13 protein-coding genes and 1 pseudogene are annotated in these 18,755 nt (G+C 43.7%); 1 reads left to right on the top strand and 13 read right to left on the bottom strand.

Going from position 1 to position 18,755, the window contains the following annotated elements:
* Nucleotides 1-248: 248 nt before the first annotated feature.
* A complete protein-coding gene (locus WMO43_RS00070; protein WP_353529266.1) occupies nucleotides 249-965 on the top strand; it encodes a queuosine precursor transporter in 717 nt (238 codons plus the stop codon).
* Here the strand turns inward: WMO43_RS00070 and WMO43_RS00065 are convergent.
* The 13 genes and pseudogenes from WMO43_RS00065 to WMO43_RS00005 form a co-directional block, all read right to left on the bottom strand.
* Complete coding sequence (locus tag WMO43_RS00065; RefSeq protein ID WP_353529265.1) at nucleotides 962-1,603, bottom strand: superoxide dismutase; 642 nt, start codon at nucleotides 1,601-1,603, stop codon at nucleotides 962-964. The two genes, WMO43_RS00070 and WMO43_RS00065, sit on opposite strands and share 4 nt — an antisense overlap.
* Nucleotides 1,604-1,664: 61 nt before the next feature.
* Complete coding sequence (locus WMO43_RS00060; RefSeq protein WP_353529264.1) at nucleotides 1,665-3,254, bottom strand: potassium/proton antiporter; 1,590 nt, start codon at nucleotides 3,252-3,254, stop codon at nucleotides 1,665-1,667.
* 263 nt (nucleotides 3,255-3,517) lie between these two features.
* On the bottom strand, nucleotides 3,518-4,513 hold the full coding sequence (gene dhaK / locus WMO43_RS00055) for a dihydroxyacetone kinase subunit DhaK (protein ID WP_177963847.1): 996 nt from the start codon (nucleotides 4,511-4,513) through the stop codon (nucleotides 3,518-3,520).
* A 170-nt stretch (nucleotides 4,514-4,683) separates the two neighbouring features.
* Nucleotides 4,684-6,375, bottom strand: a complete 1,692-nt coding sequence (gene ptsP / locus WMO43_RS00050) for a phosphoenolpyruvate--protein phosphotransferase (RefSeq protein WP_353529579.1) — start codon at nucleotides 6,373-6,375, stop codon at nucleotides 4,684-4,686.
* A gap of 11 nt (nucleotides 6,376-6,386) precedes the next feature.
* A complete protein-coding gene (locus tag WMO43_RS00045; protein WP_353529263.1) occupies nucleotides 6,387-6,653 on the bottom strand; it encodes an HPr family phosphocarrier protein in 267 nt (88 codons plus the stop codon).
* 33 nt (nucleotides 6,654-6,686) lie between these two features.
* A complete protein-coding gene (dhaM, locus tag WMO43_RS00040) occupies nucleotides 6,687-7,076 on the bottom strand; it encodes a dihydroxyacetone kinase phosphoryl donor subunit DhaM (RefSeq protein WP_353529262.1) in 390 nt (129 codons plus the stop codon).
* 23 nt (nucleotides 7,077-7,099) lie between these two features.
* A complete protein-coding gene (gene dhaL / locus WMO43_RS00035) occupies nucleotides 7,100-7,726 on the bottom strand; it encodes a dihydroxyacetone kinase subunit DhaL (RefSeq protein WP_353529261.1) in 627 nt (208 codons plus the stop codon).
* A 927-nt stretch (nucleotides 7,727-8,653) separates the two neighbouring features.
* Nucleotides 8,654-10,759 carry an HPr family phosphocarrier protein gene (locus WMO43_RS00030; protein WP_353529260.1) on the bottom strand — a complete coding sequence of 702 codons (2,106 nt, stop codon included), beginning with the start codon at nucleotides 10,757-10,759 and terminating at the stop codon, nucleotides 8,654-8,656.
* Nucleotides 10,760-10,778: 19 nt separating this feature from the next.
* Nucleotides 10,779-12,119: an RNA polymerase factor sigma-54 gene (rpoN, locus tag WMO43_RS00025; protein WP_353529258.1), complete on the bottom strand. Its 1,341-nt coding sequence runs from the start codon at nucleotides 12,117-12,119 to the stop codon at nucleotides 10,779-10,781.
* Nucleotides 12,120-12,159: 40 nt separating this feature from the next.
* A complete protein-coding gene (locus WMO43_RS00020) occupies nucleotides 12,160-14,739 on the bottom strand; it encodes an NYN domain-containing protein (protein ID WP_353529256.1) in 2,580 nt (859 codons plus the stop codon).
* Between the two features lie 16 nt (nucleotides 14,740-14,755).
* Nucleotides 14,756-16,660 carry an ABC transporter ATP-binding protein gene (locus WMO43_RS00015; protein WP_353529254.1) on the bottom strand — a complete coding sequence of 635 codons (1,905 nt, stop codon included), beginning with the start codon at nucleotides 16,658-16,660 and terminating at the stop codon, nucleotides 14,756-14,758.
* Nucleotides 16,650-17,381, bottom strand: a pseudogene (locus WMO43_RS00010) (ABC transporter ATP-binding protein); the annotation flags it as partial. The gene WMO43_RS00015 and the pseudogene WMO43_RS00010, both read right to left, overlap by 11 nt.
* Before the next feature lie 126 nt (nucleotides 17,382-17,507).
* Nucleotides 17,508-18,755 (bottom strand): tyrosine-type recombinase/integrase (locus tag WMO43_RS00005; RefSeq protein ID WP_353529252.1); only part of this gene is annotated, 1,248 nt, incomplete at its 5' end.

The following is an 18,755-nucleotide window of genomic DNA, read 5'->3' as shown; positions in this document are numbered from 1 at the left end:
GCCATGGACGGCAGCAAAAGTCTTAACACCCCATGGACGGGGTGTTTAAGACGTACACGTCACTCCATCGTAACCTGACTCAGGCAGACTTAGATTTTCTTATTTTCGTACAACGGAACAAAATAGACTTGGCTTTGTGCAAGTTGCCAATCAAAAAACTTGAAACTGCCTTTTGACACCTTAATCCTATAGAGTAAAAAGTCCTTCGGGCGAAGATGCACACGTTCTGCTATTTAGGAGGAATCAACATGCCAAATGAATTACTGTTAATCTTATCACTGCTCATTACATTTTCTTTTGTACTGGCAGCGTTCTACTTTTTTAAAGAGCAGGGACTGTTTCTCTGGACCACGATCGCAACGATCGCGGCAAACATCGAAGTGCTGATCATCGTCAATGCCTTCGGTATGGAAATGACGTTGGGCAACATCCTGTTTGCTTCGACATTTTTAGTAACCGATATCCTAAGTGAACTCTACGGAAAAAAAGAGGCTCAAAAAGCCGTTTATTTAGGGATTGCTACCTCTGTCATTTTTATCTGTATCAGCCAGTCCTGGCTGCTCTACACACCGAATCAGAATGATTTTGTCATGCCGTCCATGAAGACCATTTTTTCTAACACCCCAAGACTCATGCTGGTGGGTATCTTAGTCTATGTCATTGTCCAGCTTTTCGATGTATGGCTCTATCATAAATGGTGGGATTTTACAAACCGGAAATGGGGAGATGCCCGTCGGTTCTTATGGCTTCGCAACAACGGTTCTACTTTGGTGTCACAGGCACTGAATACGATCCTTTTTAACGTTGGTGCATTCTGGGGCATCTACAGTGCAAAGACCATTGTTTCCATTGCGCTGTCAAGCTATGTCATCTTTTTAGTGACCAGTCTTGCCGATACCCCGTTTGTGTATCTTGCCAGATATTTGAAAGATAAAAATATTTTCTTCCGTGCAGGTCGGGACTAATGTCCCCTGACCTGTGGGGAATTCTTCTTATATTGTTCTTCTGAAAATCTCCAGTTCACGACTTCAAACCAGTCTTTGATATAGTCTGCCCGCACATTAAAATGTTTTAAATAGTAAGCATGTTCCCAGACGTCAATGACTAAAACCGGTGCAAGATTTCCTGCAAGCGGTGTATCCTGATTTGCCGTTGTGAGTATTTTGAATTTTCCCTGCGGATCGGTCACAAGCCACGCATAGCCGGATCCAAATACCGATAGTGCTGCTCCGGTAAATTCTTCTTTGAATTTTTCATAGCTTCCATATTGTCTGTCAATTGCTTCCGCTAACTCTCCCTGTGGCCTTTGTCCATGTTCTTTTGATAATCCGTTAAAATAAAAACGATGGTTATAGACTCCTCCCGCATTATTTCTGATCTGTGTACGGATCTCCATCGGCATACTCTCTAAGTTGCACAATAGCTGTTCTAACGTAAAGGTCTGTAAAAACGGATAGTCCCGCAGTGCTCTGTTCAGATTGTCCACATAGGTCTGTAAATGCTTATCATGGTGCAGATACATAGTCTGAATGTCAATAAACGGCTCCATCGCCTTATAGGAATACGGCAACGGCTCATTGATAAATTTGTAATACTCCTGCATAACGTCTCCAAAGCAGTTCTTCCTGTTAGTTTATGCATTTTATGCCCGATTGACTATGTAATTACCGATACAGTACCACAATATCTCCCTCGTGGATCTTGGTGCTTCCACTTGGGATCAGATTTTCCTCTCCGCGTTTTACGAGTGCGATCAACTGATTCTGCGGCAGATTCAGTTCCCGTATCCGCTGCTCACACCATGGATTATTTTTTTCGATCAGGACTTCCTCTAAATGTTCATCCTCTTTCGATTCATATGCCGGAACGCTGAGTATCACACTGTCCTCTGCTAAGATCCTGGTATCTCCGTTCGGGATCATCGTATCTCCGTCCCGCTTGATCATCAATGCCAGTGCTCCGGTCGGGATGCTGACTTCACAGATCTTGTGGTTTTCCCAGTTATGTCCCTTTGGGATATACATTCGCATCAGTGTCATTGCCGATTCTTCCTGATAGTCGTTGAATGTCTTGCTGACATCCGCAGAATTGTCTACCATATCTAATTTTTCTGCTACCTTTGGGATCAACGTACCCTGGAAAGCTACGGAAAGCAGTGCCACCATAAATACGATGTGGAACAGGTCTAAGGAGATATCTCCGCCGCCTGCAATGACCATGATCGCAAACACAATAGATGCCGCTCCCCGAAGCCCCGCCCAGGAAACCAGCAGACACTGCCGGATACTGCACCGGAATGGAAGCAGGATGCCAAATACAGCGATCGGTCTTGCCACAAAAGTAAGGAATAATGCGATCAATAATGCCGGTACCATAATGTCTGGCATTCTATGTGGAAATGCCAGCAGTCCTAACAGGAAGAAAATTAAAATCTGTGCCAGTCCTGTCACACCGTCAAAAAACGGGATCAGGATATTTTTATTTCGGATACGGCTGTTTCCTAACAGGATTCCCAACAGATATACGCTCAGGTAAGAGTTACCCCCGATCAGCTCTGCCAGACCAAAGGAGAAGATCACGATCGCAATGACAAAGATCGTCTCTAATCCCTCCGGAATAAAATTCGTCTTTGTCAAAAGTACGATTCCGATCAGTGCTACTACCACTCCGACTAAGATACCCAATGCTAACTGCATAAAGATCATCAGCGGAATATTTCCCGTATCGGCATTTCCTAGCAGCGAAATTCCGATCATCGTCAACAGATAGGACATCGGATCGTTACTTCCACTCTCAATCTCTAATAAGGAAGCCGTTCCATCTCTTAAGTTCAGATGTTTGCCCCTTAAAATAGAAAACACGCTTGCCGCATCCGTAGAGGAAAGAACGGCGCCGATCAAAAAGCTCTCTACATAGGAAAAATGTAATACAAAATAGCAGAATACTCCGGTCAGCCCTGCCGTGACCAGAACGCCTAATGTGGAAAGTATCGTCGCTCTGACTGCCACACATTTCGCACTCTGCCATTTTGTATTAAATCCACCATAAAACATAATAAAGACTAAGGCAGCGGCACAAACCTTTTCTGCCACCCCATAGTTATCAAATTGAATTTTGAATAGTCCGTCACATCCAAAAATCATTCCTACTGCCATAAATAAAATAAGGGCAGGCATTCCGAACTTACCGGAAAACCGGTCTGCCAGAATACAGGAAAACAAAATAGCTGCAATTAATAAATACCCAAATGTCATACTCCTGTCCTTTCTTTTTTGTCTGTTTACAAGTTCCTGTTACTTTATAGACCCTGCAAAATATTTTTTATATCTTTATTGCATCTGATAAAGGAAAGAAAAAGCCCTGCTTCGGCAGGGTTTTACTTCTTTGTACTGTTATTATAGTAATGGATTTTGCAAAATATGTCAAATGTAACTGCCGTGGAGCAAGGAATCCACGGCAGTCTGATAAAAGGGGGGTAATACTATTTTGGGGTTATGGCTTGTTTATGTCAAACCGATTAAACCTGTACGAATGCCGGTGTGTCTGCCGGTGCATTTACAAGTTCTTTCAGTTCAGCATCTAATTTCAGCAGTGTAATGGAATATCCTGCCATATCAATAGATGTCATGTAGTTGCCTACCAATGTCTTTGCTACTTTGATATTCTTCTCTGCTAATACCTCAGATACTCTCAGGTTTGCAAGATAGAGTTCCTGTAAAGGAGTTGCGCCAAGACCATTTACCATAACAGCTACCTCGTCGCCTGCATTGTAAATGCCTTCTGCTAAAATTTTCTCTAATAATGTATCTGTTGTCTCAGCAACGCTGCGGATCTTCTCTCTGTGTGTTCCCGGTTCGCCATGGATTCCCATTCCGATCTCTACTTCGTCATCAGCAAGCTCAAAACTTGGTTTTCCTGCTGCCGGTACAGTACAAGGAGCAATTGCCATTCCCATGGAACGTACATTTGCAATAACTTTTTCTGCTACTGCTTTTACTTCTGCTAAGCTGCCGCCTTTTTCTGCACATGCACCTGCACATTTATGTACAAAGATTGTTCCTGCAATACCTCTTCTTCCGGTTGTCCATGTACTGTTCTCTACAGCAACGTCATCATTTACAACAACTTTTTCTACTTCAATGCCTTCGTCTGCTGCCATATCTGCTGCCATCTCGAAGTTCATAACATCACCGGTGTAGTTCTTGATTACTAAAAGAACACCTTTTCCACCGTCTGCTGCTTTGATCGCTTCATAAACCTGATCCGGTGTCGGAGATGTAAACATAGCACCTGCTACTGCTCCGTCTAACATACCTTTTCCAACGTATCCGCCATGTGCCGGCTCATGTCCGCTTCCACCGCCACTGATCAATACAACTTTGCCCTGTGATCCGTTTGCACGAACAAGTACGTCACATCCGTCTACTCTTTTCACATAATCCGGGTGAGCAGCCACCATTCCGTTTAACATCTCGTCTACAATATTGTCTGGGTTATTAATCATTTTCTTCATAAGGGTATTTCCTCCTTTTCGTTTTGTGATTTTTATGTTACTTATTTATAAAGCAAAAACCGTGCCAACTTTTTTCTTCTGTTTTTCACATCTTTTTGCTTTAGGGTTCTGATTGTTTGGTATTTATTACCCAATTGATACTTTTTACCAGGTTCATTCTTACCAACCGCTTATAACAGACTCTGTAAGTATTCCCGTACCTCTTCGGTGGTCGTCAGTGACAGGATCTTATCTACATCACAGATCCCACTTTCAAGATTGCGGATCTGTTCTTTTACGACCGGTGCCTGGGAAGCGCTCATGCTGAGTTCATCAATTCCCAGTGCTAACAGGAATGGGAGTGCCAGTTTGTCTCCTGCCATCTCACCACACATACCTGCCCAGATGCCTGCCTCATGTGCCGCCGTGATCACTCTGTGGATAGAATGGATCACTGCCGGGTTGAAGTAATCATACAGATAGCTGACCGACTGGTTTCCGCGGTCTACCGCTAAGGTATACTGTACTAAATCATTCGTACCGATACTGAAAAAATCTACATGTTTTGCAAATAACGGTGCCATGACTGCGGATGCCGGTGTCTCTACCATGATACCGACCGGAACATCTTCTGCGAATGGTATGTTTTCTTTTCGCATCTCTTCTTTGACTTCTTCGATCAACTGCTTCGTCTCTAAGATTTCCGATAACATGGTAACCATTGGGATCATGATCGCCAGTTTTCCATAGAGTCCCGCTCTTAAGATACTGCGAAGCTGCACTTTGAACATGTCTTTTTGCTGTAAACAGATTCGAATCGCCCTGAAACCTAAAAATGGGTTGTCCTCTTCTTCTAAGCTCAGGCAGTCACAATGCTTGTCACCGCCGATATCCAGTGTACGGATCACACACAGATTACCTCCTGCCTGTTCTGCAACGGAGCGGTATGCTGCTACCTGTTTTTCTTCATCCGGAAGCTGTGCCGATTCCATAAATAAAAACTCGGTCCGGTATAGTCCGACTCCATGGCATCCATACTCTACTGCCTTTTCCATGTCGGTTGGTCTGCTGATATTTGCAGATACCAGTATTTCTTTTCCATCCGTTGTCACTGCAGGCTGTTTTGCTTTTCCCATCAGATATTTTCTCTGCTCTTCCTGTTTTTGAACCTGTTCTTTATAACGGCTCAACTCTTCTTCGGAAGGCTTTAAGATGATCTCGCCTTTGACTGCATCTACGATGATATCATCGCCATCTGCAATTTCCGTCTCATCTAACTCCACACCGACCATGGTCACAAAGCCTTTTGCCTTTGCGATGATCACGGTATGAGAGGTCTTGCTTCCGCTTCCTAACAGGATCGCTTTGACCTGTTTTTCGGAAAGTCCTGCCATGATGGACGGTTCAATGTCCTTTGCACATAAGATGACATCTGCACCTACTACGGAAAACTCTTTCATATGAAGTAATTTTCTTAAAAGCCGGTTACCGACATCTACGATATCCTTCTGTCTTTCACGCAGATACTCATCGTCAATCTCTTCAAACATTGCCTTAAAATCATCGACTGCTTTTAAGACTGCCGATGGTGCTGACATTTTCTGTTCGATATAACCAAGGATCGCATCTTCAAAAGTAATGTCGTCGATCATCAGTTGATGCGCCTCTATGATCTCTGCTTCACTTTCTGATAAACTGTCCCTGTCTTCTAACAGGCTGTCTAAATCATCTTTTGCCAGCGTGTGCGCTTCCTGATATCTCTTCTTTTCTTCTTCCTCAGTGCCTGTCATATAGCGTTTAATCTGTTCCTCATAGTCTGCATTGAGAAATTGGATTTTTCCAATTGCTACTCCTTCTACCACAACATTACCTGTCTTATGCATCTGCTTCACCTCTAGTCCTCATAAAAATGGTTTTTGAACATGTCATCAAGCTGTGTAAAGACTTCTTCTTCATCCTCGCCGGAAACGGTCAGTGTTACTTCTGTTCCGTTTTTGGCTCCTAATGTTGTCAACATTAATACGCTTTTACCATTTGCTTTTTTAGTTGCTGTTGCTATGGTTACATCACTCTTATGCTTTCCGACCAGCTTTGCAATATCTGCTGCCGGTCTTGCATGGATTCCCATCTTATTTGTAATTGTGTATGTTGCTGATTTCATTTACTCACCTCATTTATTTTTTTATTCTGAATCTTATTCCAGTTTTGATACCTGTTTTGCTAACTCAGCTGCTTCGATCACTTCTTTTAAGTTGCCGCCGATCGCTGCCTGTACTGCTGCACTGATGGCTCCTTCTAAGATCGGAGCATCTGCAATCTGAACCGGAATATCTTCCTCTAACAGGTCAATTGCCATCTGGGAACTTAAGATACCGCTTCCTAAATCTGCGAGTAAGACTACGCCCTCTCCGCCATTTGCCTGCTCGATTCCTTCTTTGATACGGATCGCATCGGTTCCGATACTTCCGTCTTCCATACCTCCGACTGCTACCACACGATGATCTTTTCCTGCCATCTGTACTGCTAATTCATAGATACCTTCTGCTGCTTTTTTACTATGAGATACGATTAATACTCCTACCATGTCAAGCCTCTCTCCTGTTTGCTCTATTTATTCTCCAGATAAAAATCCCGGATTGCTTCTAATGTAATCGTTGCAGATGTTGCACCCGGATCCTGATGTCCGATACTGCGGTCTCCTAAGTAACTTGCTCTTCCCTTGGTTGCACGGATGGTCTTTGTAAATTCCACGCCTTCCCTTGCAGCTTCACACATTGCGTTTAAGCAGGTCTCTGCATCATCACCATTTTCGATTCCCTTTGTCAGAGCGTCCAATGCCGGCTCTAATGCATCTAACATGGTCTTTTCACCTTTGACTGCTTTTCCGCGCATCTTGATACCGCCGATGACTTCTGTCAACATTGCCTTTGCATCTTCTAAGGTAATGGATGTTTTTCCTTTGACTGCTGCTCCGGCTTTCATATAAGCAGTTCCGTAAAGTGGTCCGGAAGCTCCTCCTACTTTAGAAAGAAGAACCATACCAACTTTTTTCAGTACTACTCCATAATCTTCCTCATCTTCCGGAAGCTGTTTCATAACCTCTGTAAAACCTCTTGCCATGTTGACACCGTGGTCTGCGTCACCGATCTCTCTGTCAAGGTCTGTTAAAAAGTCTTTGTTTTCTACGATTGCGTCACTGATTTTTTGCATACACTGATATATTTTTGTAGCCATTTTAAAACCTCCTGTCGTTATTTTTTTCTGTTGTTTATTTATATAGCAAATTTCGTGCCAAGTTTTTTGTGTGGAAATTTATTTTTTATTTTTTTTAGTTATTGGGGATTATTCTTATTGATTTAGGAGGATTTATACAGGCGGTATTTAGCAGATGTTTTCCGGGGTGTTGAGACAGCAGATATTTATTAACAGATTCCGGGGTGTTGAGACAGCCGGCACCCGGCAGATATTCCAAGGTTCCTTGTGCAGACCATTCCGATGAACCTCTGAATGCAGGAAATGCGCCGCCAGTGGGCGACGCATTTCCCTGAGTTTCATCTCCATTGCACAAAAGTCTCCTGTCATATCTGCCGGGTGCCGGCTGTCATATACGCTGTGAATCTGAATCTGGCATAAAAAACTGCTGACGAAACGGTTATGATAAATAAATATATATATATAAATACTATATAACTATTTTTTTATGTTCAAAAAATCTTGATTTTGGATTGGACGGATTGTAGACGGAAGGTTGTGTTTATTATGAGGCAAAAGATGGCTCACAACTTAGTGGCTGGCAACTTGCACAAAACCGGGACTGCTTTTGTGACTTTGTGAGAAAATTAGTAAATCTTAGTCTGCCTGTTCATGTATAGTGTTTTGCTGCCATGGACGGCAGCAAAAGTCTTAGCACCCCACGGACGGGGTGTCTAAGACGTACACGTCACTCCATCACAGCCTGACTCAGGCAGACTTAGATTTTCTTATTTTCGTACAACGGAACAAAACAAACCCGGTTTTGTGCATCTCCCAACCCCAAAACTAGAAACCTCCTTTTAACACCCTAATCCTATAGCGAAAAAACAAGACTTCACTTTGGGATTTTTTCCTAATGTGAAGTCTTGTTGGGAATTATGACTATAGGTTGGGAATTTTTACCCAACGTTATTCTTCTATGTGATATTTTCTCGCTTTTGCTGCCACGGTCTTATGGGTCAGTCCCAATGCTTTTCCGGCGGCGTTATAGCTTCCGTATTTTTTGAGTGCCTTTCTTATGATCTCACGCTCATAATATTCCCATGGCATGATCTCGTCATTTCCTGTTACGATCTCTTCCGCGGATGTTTTTCCTAAGGACAGTCCTGCGTCATAAAGTCCGTTTTCCGTGACTGCCTCTGACGGTACCTCATCATTGACAGCCGTGTGGTAATTTTCACTGATGTAGTGTGGCAAATCTTCTTTTTGCACTTCCCTGCCATCTGCTAAGATATTGATACGCTCCATGACGTTTTCTAATTCACGGATATTTCCCGGCCAGGAATAGTGGATCAGGGCATCCATGGCTTCGCCACTCAGCTTCTTTGGCTCACAGCCTAATTCTTCTGCGATTTTATTCAAAAAATATTCCGACAGTACCGGTATGTCCTCCCGGCGTTCCCGAAGCGGCGGCAGCCAGATTGGAATGACGTTCAGACGATAGTAGAGATCCTCTCTGAATTCTCCGTTTTCGACTAATTCTTCTAAGTTCCGGTTCGTTGCCGCAATAATTCTTGCATCTACGGTGATCGTGCGGTCATCGCCGACCCGCTGAAATTCTTTTTTCTGGATGACACGCAGCATTTTTGCCTGCATGGATTTATCCAGTTCTCCGATCTCATCTAAAAAAATGGTTCCTTTATCAGCAAGTTCAAATTTACCGATCTTGGTCTTTATCGCTCCGGTATAAGCACCTTTGACATGACCAAACATTTCACTTTCCAATAAATTTTCCGGGATTGCCGCACAGTTGACACGGATAAACGGCTGTGTGGCACGTTCACTCGAATAGTGGATCGCCTCTGCGATCAGTTCTTTTCCGGTGCCACTCTCTCCACGGATCAGGACATTAAAATTATTGTCCGCCGTCTTAGCCGCTAATTTCATGGCATCGTAGAGTTTGTTGCTGACTCCTACGATCCGGTTGAAAGCAGGGTTTAATTTTTTACGGCGGTGCAGCTCTTCTTCTAAGTATTCTGTCTTTGCGGAAAGATGACTGATACGGTCGATCAGTTCTTCTATCTCACTTAAATTTTTTACAACGGAAATTCCTCCGGTGATCTGCTGATTGACAATGATCGGAACGATATTTGCCACTACGCTTTTGCCGTTTTTCTTCTGGCTGATCTCGCCCATGATCTTCTGTCCTTTTTCTAAGACCCGCATACGGCTTCCATTTGGAGATATCTCATGGATGTTATCGCCCTCAGAAATATTTTCTCCGGTAATTTCATTATAGGAACCATTAATATAGGTAACGGTACCTTCTCTGTCAAACACACAGATCCCGTCCTGCACGGCTTCTAATATCTGAAGATATCGCTCCTTTAGCTCTTTGACTTCTTCAAATTCCCACGAAATCTGTACCAGTCTCGACACATCTTCAAAGGTACTGATGGCACCTTTGATCTCATCATTTTCAATAATTGGTGTCGTATTTACTACAATGGTCGATTTGCCGATCTCTCTCGTATAGCCTAAGATCGGTTCTTTGGTGTCTACAACCTCCGGAAGTCTGGAATCCGGGAAAACCTCCGTCACTTTTCTTCCAAGCACCTCTCTTGCCGGAATCCCAAACAAATGCTCTGCCTCTGTATTATAGATAATGATCGTGTGCTGATTGTCTACGACTAAAAGTCCGCTCTCGATGTTACTGTAGACATTTTCTGCCGTGATGACATTATCCTGCAACAAATTGTCCACCTGATTCAGTTCTGACGGGCTGATATTAAAATCACCCTCTAGGAACTGCTTCATCTCTTTTGATGCTTCTTCTGCCTGCTCTCCTTCGGTCACTAAGTAGATCTCTTCACCTTTTTTGACCTTCAACGCCGTTACTAATAAAATACTGGTCAGCGGTACGTTGTGCAGTCCCTCTCTGTGTACGGAATAGAGTACGTTATATTCATTTTGCAGACGATCTGCCTTTTGTACAATGGTCGCTGCCACACGGACATGGAGACCTTTTTCATAATGTATCGTTACTTTTTCTTCAATTCTCTGTGTCTTACTCATGCATTTCCTGCCTTTTTCTTTACACATATTCCTTTCGCATCTGCGTATTTGGTATCTGCATCTGCTCTCTATATTTTGTCACGGTTCTTCTCGATATCCGAATCCCCTTTTTTTCTAACTGCTCTGCGATTTTTGCATCCGATAATGGTTTTTGCTTATTCTCGCTGCGGATAATCTCCTGAATACAGGTCAGCACATTGCAGTTATTTCCATCGGAGGTTTTATTGGAAAAGAAATATTTTAATTCAAAAATCCCCCAGCGGCATTCTAAATATTTATCCCGCACTGCCCGGCTGACGGTTGACTCATGGACATCCAGTTCCTGTGCAATGTCTAAAAGGTTCATTGGTTTTAAAGAGGCTTTTCCTTTTTCAAAGAACTCTCTTTGCCAGTCCACGATCGCCTCTGCTACTGCTGCAAGTGTCTCTTCTCTCTTTCCGATATTCTGAAGCAGTATTTTTGCCTTCTGATACTGTTCTTTTAAATATTTATTTTCCTCGCTGCTGTGCACCTGCCCTAACATTGGTAAATATTCCCTGTTCAGTTCTAAGGTATGTACTTTTTCTTTATTTAAAATGATCCGGTAACCTTTTTCATCTTCTTTTACCGTAATATCCGGATAAATGTATTCGTTTCTGTTTGCACATCCATAACCTCTTCCCGGCACAGGTTCTAATTCTTCCTTAATATATTGGATCGTTTTTGTGATCTCTGCCGTTGTAAGTCCGGTCTGTTTGCTGATCTGCGGGATCTTATTCTGTGCTATTTCATCTAAATATTTTTCGATCAAAAGACGTGCCTGTCTTTGCATCTGTTCTTCGCCCTCCACCTGTAACAACAAACACTCTTTTAAATCTCTTGCAAAAACGCCACACGGCTCTAATGTCTGCATAAAACGGATTTCCCGCTCTAACTCTTCTTTCGATAGTCCGATGCCTTTTGCTAACTCATCCATGTCCATTTTTAAATATCCTGACTCTTCTAAACACTCGATCAGATATTTGCCTATTTTCTGGCGACGTGGACTGATTTTTTTTGTATATAACTGCATACGCAGATATTCTGCTAATTCGGTATCCTCGCTCTTTTCATCCGCTATCGCATTGAGATACGACTGATAATCGGTATCTTCCGTCTTTTTTCTGCTGTAATAGCCGATCCCTTCCCCCTGCGAACGGCGAACCTCTTTTTTTTCAGGCTCTTTTGCATAGTCTAACATCGGGTTTGAAAGAACTTCTTCCTCAATACACTGGTTCAATTCTTCGGTTCCCATCTGCAAAACGGATAAGGACTGCTCCATCTGCGGGGTAAGTGCAAGTTTCTGCGTCTGTTGGATAGAGACATCCATTCCAAGCTGCATGGCAATCACCTCATTTTTATGATTTGACTCATTTCACTCATTATAGCATATCCTTTAGGGAAAGGGATAGCTTTTTTGACTCCTGCGGATGCTCTTCAAACAATGTTTTTTTCGTTCGCTCTATCTCATCTTTTAACTCGCGTGCCGATAGCAGCCGACAGCCCTGTCCACGGATGATGATCTGTTCTAAGCCGTCGGAAGTTGCAACCGTGACGTTGTATTTTTTCCCATTTTCATGAGCAAATTTTTCAATATACTGGTCTGCGGTTTCCGCTTCTTTTGTAAAGACCACATGGATATTGTGATAGGTGCTGATCTCTGTCTTGTGTCCCTGCACCCGATAGGCATCAAACACGACGATCAAATTACATTTTTTCATTCCCTGATAATCACAGAGGACATCTAAGAGTTTTCCCCTTGCTCCGTCTATGCTTACCTGTGCTAAATCCTTTAAATCCTCCCATGCAAAGATTACGTTGTAACCATCCACTAACAGATATTCTTCCCGCACTTCCTGCTTTTTCGGCTTTGAAGTAGACTTATAATATTCCGGCACTTTCTTTTTCGGAAGAGTCTTTTGCTTTTTATTTGCACCAACGGACTGTGCGATAATGCGGTCTACCTCTTCCGTATCGATCCATGCATCGGTTTCTTTTGACACCCGGTAAGCTGTCTGTTTTTCTTCGGAGGAATCTGACGGTTTTTCCTGCATAATGGATGGAAGATGCATATATTCCTTCACTTCGTACCACGGAACGAGAAAACCTGCTCCATGCGCACAGAATACGGAACCCGTCGGATGCAGTGTATCCCGTTCCGAATCATAACCGGTTGCCGCAAGCACTTCTTCCGTATTATGGCAGGGTGCATAACCCTTTAGCGTACATTGCAGTGTTCCGTTCCCTCTGGTATAGGCATGGACTTCCTTCTGGTAATCCCGCATGGTGCTGACCGGTGCCATTCCCGTAAGAATGGTTCTGTCAGCCTCTGTCTGCGGCAGTCCAAAGGTTCCATGCATCCGCTCGATATCTGTCATGGCACGTCCCACATTTTCCGATGGAAGTTCTAACCGATACTCATAATAGGGTTCTAACAAAACACTGTCTGCCTGCTTTAAGCCCTGACGGACGGCGCGGTACACCGCCTGTCTGAAATCTCCGCCCTCTGTATGCTTTAAATGTGCCTTTCCTGATACTAACGTAATACGGATATCGGTAATCGGTGCTCCGGTCAGAACCCCTCTATGCTCTGTTTCCATCAGATGTGTGAGGATCAGCCGCTGCCAGTTCCTGTCTAATAAATCCTCACTGCAGACAGACATACACTGCACACCGCTTCCCGGTTCTCCCGGCTCTAACAATAAATGTACCTCTGCATAATGGCGCAGCGGCTCAAAGTGTCCGACTCCCTCCACGGTATTTTGTATCGTTTCTTTATAGAGAATGTTTCCCTGTCCAAATTCCACTTCTGCGCCAAACCGTTCATAGATCAGTGTTTTCAAAACCTCTAGCTGGACTTCCCCCATCAACTGTACATGGATTTCCTGCAATGCCTCTTCCCATACAATATGAAGCTGTGGCTCCTCTTCTTCTAATTCCCGAAGTTTTGGCAATAAAAGGATCGGATCATCGCCTTCCGTTGGGATCACCTGATAATTTAACACCGGCTCTAAAACCGGAAGATACGTCCCCTGTTCCGCTCCGAGACCCTCGCCCGGATAGGTGTCGGACAGACCTGTCACCGCACAGATACTTCCGGCTTCTACTTCATTGACTGCCTCGTATTTTTCTCCTGAATAAATACGGATCTGGTTTACCTTCTGCCCCTCGATCACAGCTTTTACCTTCAGGCTTCCACCCGTGATCTTTAAATAGGTCAGACGGTTTCCTGCTTCATCCCTTGCGATCTTAAAGACTTTTGCCCCGAATGTTTCGGGATACGCTGGGACTTTTATCAGTTCCTGCATCTGCTCTACGAATTCTTTTACTCCTTCTAACCGGAGTGCCGAACCAAAAAAACACGGAAAGAGCTGTCTTTCTAAAAACAGCTCCTGTAGCGTCTCCTTTTTTAATCTTCCTATCTCTAAAAATTCTTCTAATGCATCCTCACTGCAGACTGCCGCTTCCTCATAAAAATGCACATCTCTTTTTGCAGAAAAATCCACGCAGCCTTCCTCTAAGACGTTCTTTAACTCCTGCAAAAGCACCTCTGCATCCGTTCCCTTCTGATCCATCTTATTGACGAATACAAAAGTCGGGATCTCATAACGTCTGAGCAGATTCCAGAGGGTTCTGGTATGTCCCTGCACTCCGTCTGCTCCGCTGATGACTAGGATCGCATAGTCTAACACCTGCAATGTACGTTCCATTTCCGGAGAAAAATCCACATGTCCCGGCGTATCTAACAGTGTCACCTGCGTGGTTCCAAGTGGGAACACTGCCTGTTTAGAAAAGATCGTGATTCCTCTTTCCCTCTCTAATGCATAGGTATCTAAAAAGGCATCCCAGTTATCTACTCTTCCCATAGTCCGGATTGCCCCACTGGTATATAACATTCCCTCCGATAAGGTTGTTTTTCCCGCATCCACATGTGCCAGTATTCCTACTACGATTTTTCCCATAGTCTTTCCCTTTTCCCTACTCTAATTCAAATGCTCCGGTATAGAGCTGATAATATCTTCCTTTTTGTGCGATCAGATCCTCATGTGTTCCACGTTCCATGATCCTGCCGTGTTCTAAGACCATAATGACATCCGAATTGCGTACCGTCGAAAGTCTGTGTGCAATGACAAACACGGTCCTGCCTTCCATCAGTGCATCCATACCTTTCTGTACGATTGCCTCGGTTCTCGTATCGATCGAAGATGTCGCTTCATCAAGGATCATAACCGGCGGATCGGCTACTGCTGCACGGGCGATCGATAAAAGCTGTCGCTGCCCCTGTGAAAGATTTTCTCCATTTCCGGTCAGCATCGTATCATAGCCATCCGGCAGCCTGGTGATAAAATCATCTGCTCCGGCTAATTTTGCTGCCTCGATACACGCTTCATCCGATGCCTCTAAATTACCGTAACGAATATTTTCCATCACGGTTCCGGTAAAAAGATTCGTATCCTGCAATACCATGCCAAGGGAACGACGTAAATCCGATTTTTTGATCTTATTGATATTGATACCGTCATAACGGATCTTTCCATCGGCAATATCATAAAAACGGTTGATCAGATTCGTGATCGTCGTCTTTCCCGCTCCGGTCGAACCGACAAATGCAACCTTCTGTCCCGGTTTCGCATAAAGCGTCACATTGTGAAGCACGGTCTTGCCCTCTTCATAGGCAAAGTCCACATCAAAAAAGCGCACATCTCCGGTCAGCTTCGTATAAGTGACCGTTCCCTCCTTGCGGTGCGGATGTTTCCACGCCCACATTCCGGTACGTTCCTTACATTCCCGAATGACTCCGTCCTCTTCTTTTGCACGGACTAAGGTGACATATCCCTCATCTGCTTCCGGTTCTTCATCGATCAGATCAAAGATCCTGCTTGCGCCTGCCATACCCATAACTACCGCATTGACCTGCTGGGAAACCTGATTGATATTTCCCGCAAACTGTTTGGTCATATTTAAAAACGGCACTACGATGCTGATGGCAAACGGCAGTCCTGAAATGCTGACATTTGGCACTTTTAACATTAAAAACAATCCGCCTGCAAGTGTCACTGCAACATATAACAGATTTCCGATATTATTCAAGATCGGGCCGAGTGTATTGGCATATTTATTTGCTCTTTCCGATACTCCAAACAGTTCCTCATTTAAAGCATCAAAATCTGCCTTGCTCTCTTCTTCATGGCAAAAGACTTTTACAACCTTCTGCCCATTCATCATCTCTTCAATATATCCTTCTACCTTACCGATCGATTCCTGCTGACGGATAAAGTATTTCGCCGAGTTGCCACCAACTTTTTTAATGACACGCAGCATAATGATAACACCCGCCACAATGACAAGCGACATCCAAAGACTGTAATACAGCATGATCCCAAATACCGTAATGACCATGACCCCGGAACTTAAAAGCTGCGGCATACTCTGCGAGATCAACTGGCGGAGTGTATCAATATCATTCGTATAATAACTCATGATATCTCCGTGGCTGTGTGTGTCAAAGTATTTAATTGGAAGGTTCTGCATCCCGTTAAACATTTTTTCACGCAGTTTTTTCAAAGAACCCTGTGTGATCACTGCCAACAAACGGCAGTAAGTAAAGGATGCGATCAGGGAAACGGCATAGAGGATTGCCAAGATTGCCGCCATCCCGAGGATTTTTCCTGCAACTGCCTCCCAGTCTCCGCTCTGATAGCTCTGCTCGATCACTGCAATAATATTCTGCATAAATACTGCCGGGATCGCACTGACAATAGCATTAAATAAAATACAGAATAATACAACCGGCATCAAAACCGGATAAAACGAAAACAACGTACGGATGATCCTTCTGATAACACCTTTTTTCGGTGCTGCCTGCATTTCTTTATTCTCCATCCGTCTCACCTCCTCTATTCTGTGAAGCATAGACTTCCTGATAGATCGCATTTTCTTTTAATAATTCTTCGTGTGTTCCAACTGCCTGTATCCTGCCACCTTCTAACACAAGGATGCGGTCTGCCTCCTGTACGGAAGAAATCCTCTGGGCAATGATGATCTTTGTCGTATCAGGAATATACTCTTTGAATGCGAGACGTATCATCGCATCTGTCTTGGTATCTACCGCACTGGTCGAATCATCTAAGATCAATATCTTTGGTTTTTTCAGCAATGCCCTTGCAATACAAAGTCTCTGCTTCTGTCCACCGGAAACATTTGCTCCACCCTGCTCGATATGGGAGGCATACTGATCCGGAAACTGCATAATGAATTCATCCGCCTGTGCTAATTCACATGCCTGCTTCATCTCCTCCTCTGTGGCATTTTCATCACCCCAGCGAAGATTATCCATGATACTTCCGGAAAATAAAATATTTTTCTGCAATACAACGGCAACCTGATTTCTCAGGGCTTCAATGTCATAATTTTTTACATCCAGACCGCCGACTTTTACGGTTCCTTCCGTTGCATCATAAAGACGCGGGATCAACTGCACCAACGAGGACTTTGAGGAACCGGTTCCACCGATGATCCCGATCGTTTCTCCCGATCGGATATGCAGATTGATATCCGCAAGTGCTTTTCTCTTTGCCTTTTTTGAATAAGAAAAACTTACATTTATATAATTATTCCTCTAACTTTCCCCATTTTACAGGCTTTTCCGCCTGTCCATTAGTGAAATGATATGTAGTTTCCCTTATTTTTGCCCTTATGAGATAATCACAAGGGAAATAAGGGAATTTTTTTAGTCATTACCTACCACTTTATCAAGAAGCCGAACCGATTTTCGTTTCGCATCTCTTGTGGAGTGAGCATAGACATTCATTGTGGTACTGACATCTGAGTGTCCCAACAATTCCTGTACATCTTTTGGGGCTGCTCCATTTGCTAAAAGGTTGCTTGTATAGGTGTGACGTAACTGGTGGAAATGAAAGCCTTCAAATCCCTCTAATGCTTTTGCCACCTTTCTGCATACCGTCCCCAAAGTAGTCGGAAGTTCCAGACAACCATCCGGTCTTAAGCAGACAAAAGAAATTTCTTTATAATCTGCCGGGACTTCCTGCGTTCTGTCTAAGCAATAATATTCGTAGTACACTCTGTTTTTCTCTTTGACCTCTTTGTAGTAGTTCGTGTGATAAAGTTCTCCGTACTGCATTCGATTTTTTAACTGCTCTTTCCGGGCATTACGGAAAATCTCTACCAGTGTATCTCCAAAATCAACAACCCTTACTTTTTTCCGCTTGGTTGGTCCGATGATATATTTGCGCTTTGAGCCATCATATCGGATGCTGCGTCTTATGGTAAGGCATTGTTCTTCCAGATTTACGTCCTGCCATGCCAAACCGCAGGCTTCTCCAATACGAAGCCCGGCATAATAGGCTATCTGGATTGGAAGTATTGCGGCTGGGTTCTTTTTTTGCAGATAAGCAAGCAATCTTTCATAATCTTCTCGTGAAATTGGTTGGACATTTCCGCCCATATCCTCATCGGAAAACAAATCCACTTCATCCGTCTGATACCGCAGTTTAATATACTGCATGGGATTGAACGTAATATACTGCTTTGGAAATACTGCAAAACGGAAGGACTGCTGCATGACTGCGGAAAAAGAATGGATATAATCTTTGCTGTAACCCTTTCTCTCTTTTCCGTCGGGATGAACTCCCCCGAAGGAAAGCAAATCGAAGAAGGATTGCAAATGTTCAGAGGTTACATTTTTCAGTTTCCGTTCTGCCAATGGGTGTTTCTTGATATTTCGGATTGTTCCGAGGTAATTCTCCACCGTACCATTGCTGAGCGTACCTGTTTTTAATTCCTCCTCTGCCCACACATCCAAAAGCTGTCCGACTGTGAGATTTTCCGCTTTGGCAACAAATTTCTTTTTCTCATAATCATCCATTGCCTGACGGAGCAGCTTTTCAGTTTCACTTTTGCTTTCTGTTCCAACGCATTCTTTCTGAACAAGATTGCCGCTTGCGTCCTCTACATAGAA

The sequence above is a fragment of the Maccoyibacter intestinihominis genome, from assembly GCF_040096355.1.
Lineage (GTDB): Bacteria > Bacillota > Clostridia > Lachnospirales > Lachnospiraceae > Maccoyibacter > Maccoyibacter intestinihominis.
The sequence above is the reverse complement of the archived record's forward strand: the minus strand, read 5'-3'. Positions and strand labels throughout refer to the sequence as shown.

Excerpts from the sequence above, each read along its gene's own strand:
- WMO43_RS00070 (WP_353529266.1), top strand. The coding sequence starts at position 249 with ATGCCAAATGAATTACTGTTAATCTTATCACTGCTCATTACATTTTCT.
- WMO43_RS00065 (WP_353529265.1), bottom strand. The coding sequence starts at position 1,603 with ATGCAGGAGTATTACAAATTTATCAATGAGCCGTTGCCGTATTCCTAT.
- WMO43_RS00060 (WP_353529264.1), bottom strand. The coding sequence starts at position 3,254 with ATGACATTTGGGTATTTATTAATTGCAGCTATTTTGTTTTCCTGTATT.
- dhaK (WP_177963847.1), bottom strand. The coding sequence starts at position 4,513 with ATGAAGAAAATGATTAATAACCCAGACAATATTGTAGACGAGATGTTA.
- ptsP (WP_353529579.1), bottom strand. The coding sequence starts at position 6,375 with ATGCATAAGACAGGTAATGTTGTGGTAGAAGGAGTAGCAATTGGAAAA.
- WMO43_RS00045 (WP_353529263.1), bottom strand. The coding sequence starts at position 6,653 with ATGAAATCAGCAACATACACAATTACAAATAAGATGGGAATCCATGCA.
- dhaM (WP_353529262.1), bottom strand. The coding sequence starts at position 7,076 with ATGGTAGGAGTATTAATCGTATCTCATAGTAAAAAAGCAGCAGAAGGT.
- dhaL (WP_353529261.1), bottom strand. The coding sequence starts at position 7,726 with ATGGCTACAAAAATATATCAGTGTATGCAAAAAATCAGTGACGCAATC.
- WMO43_RS00030 (WP_353529260.1), bottom strand. The coding sequence starts at position 10,759 with ATGAGTAAGACACAGAGAATTGAAGAAAAAGTAACGATACATTATGAA.
- rpoN (WP_353529258.1), bottom strand. The coding sequence starts at position 12,119 with ATGCAGCTTGGAATGGATGTCTCTATCCAACAGACGCAGAAACTTGCA.
- WMO43_RS00020 (WP_353529256.1), bottom strand. The coding sequence starts at position 14,739 with ATGGGAAAAATCGTAGTAGGAATACTGGCACATGTGGATGCGGGAAAA.
- WMO43_RS00015 (WP_353529254.1), bottom strand. The coding sequence starts at position 16,660 with ATGGAGAATAAAGAAATGCAGGCAGCACCGAAAAAAGGTGTTATCAGA.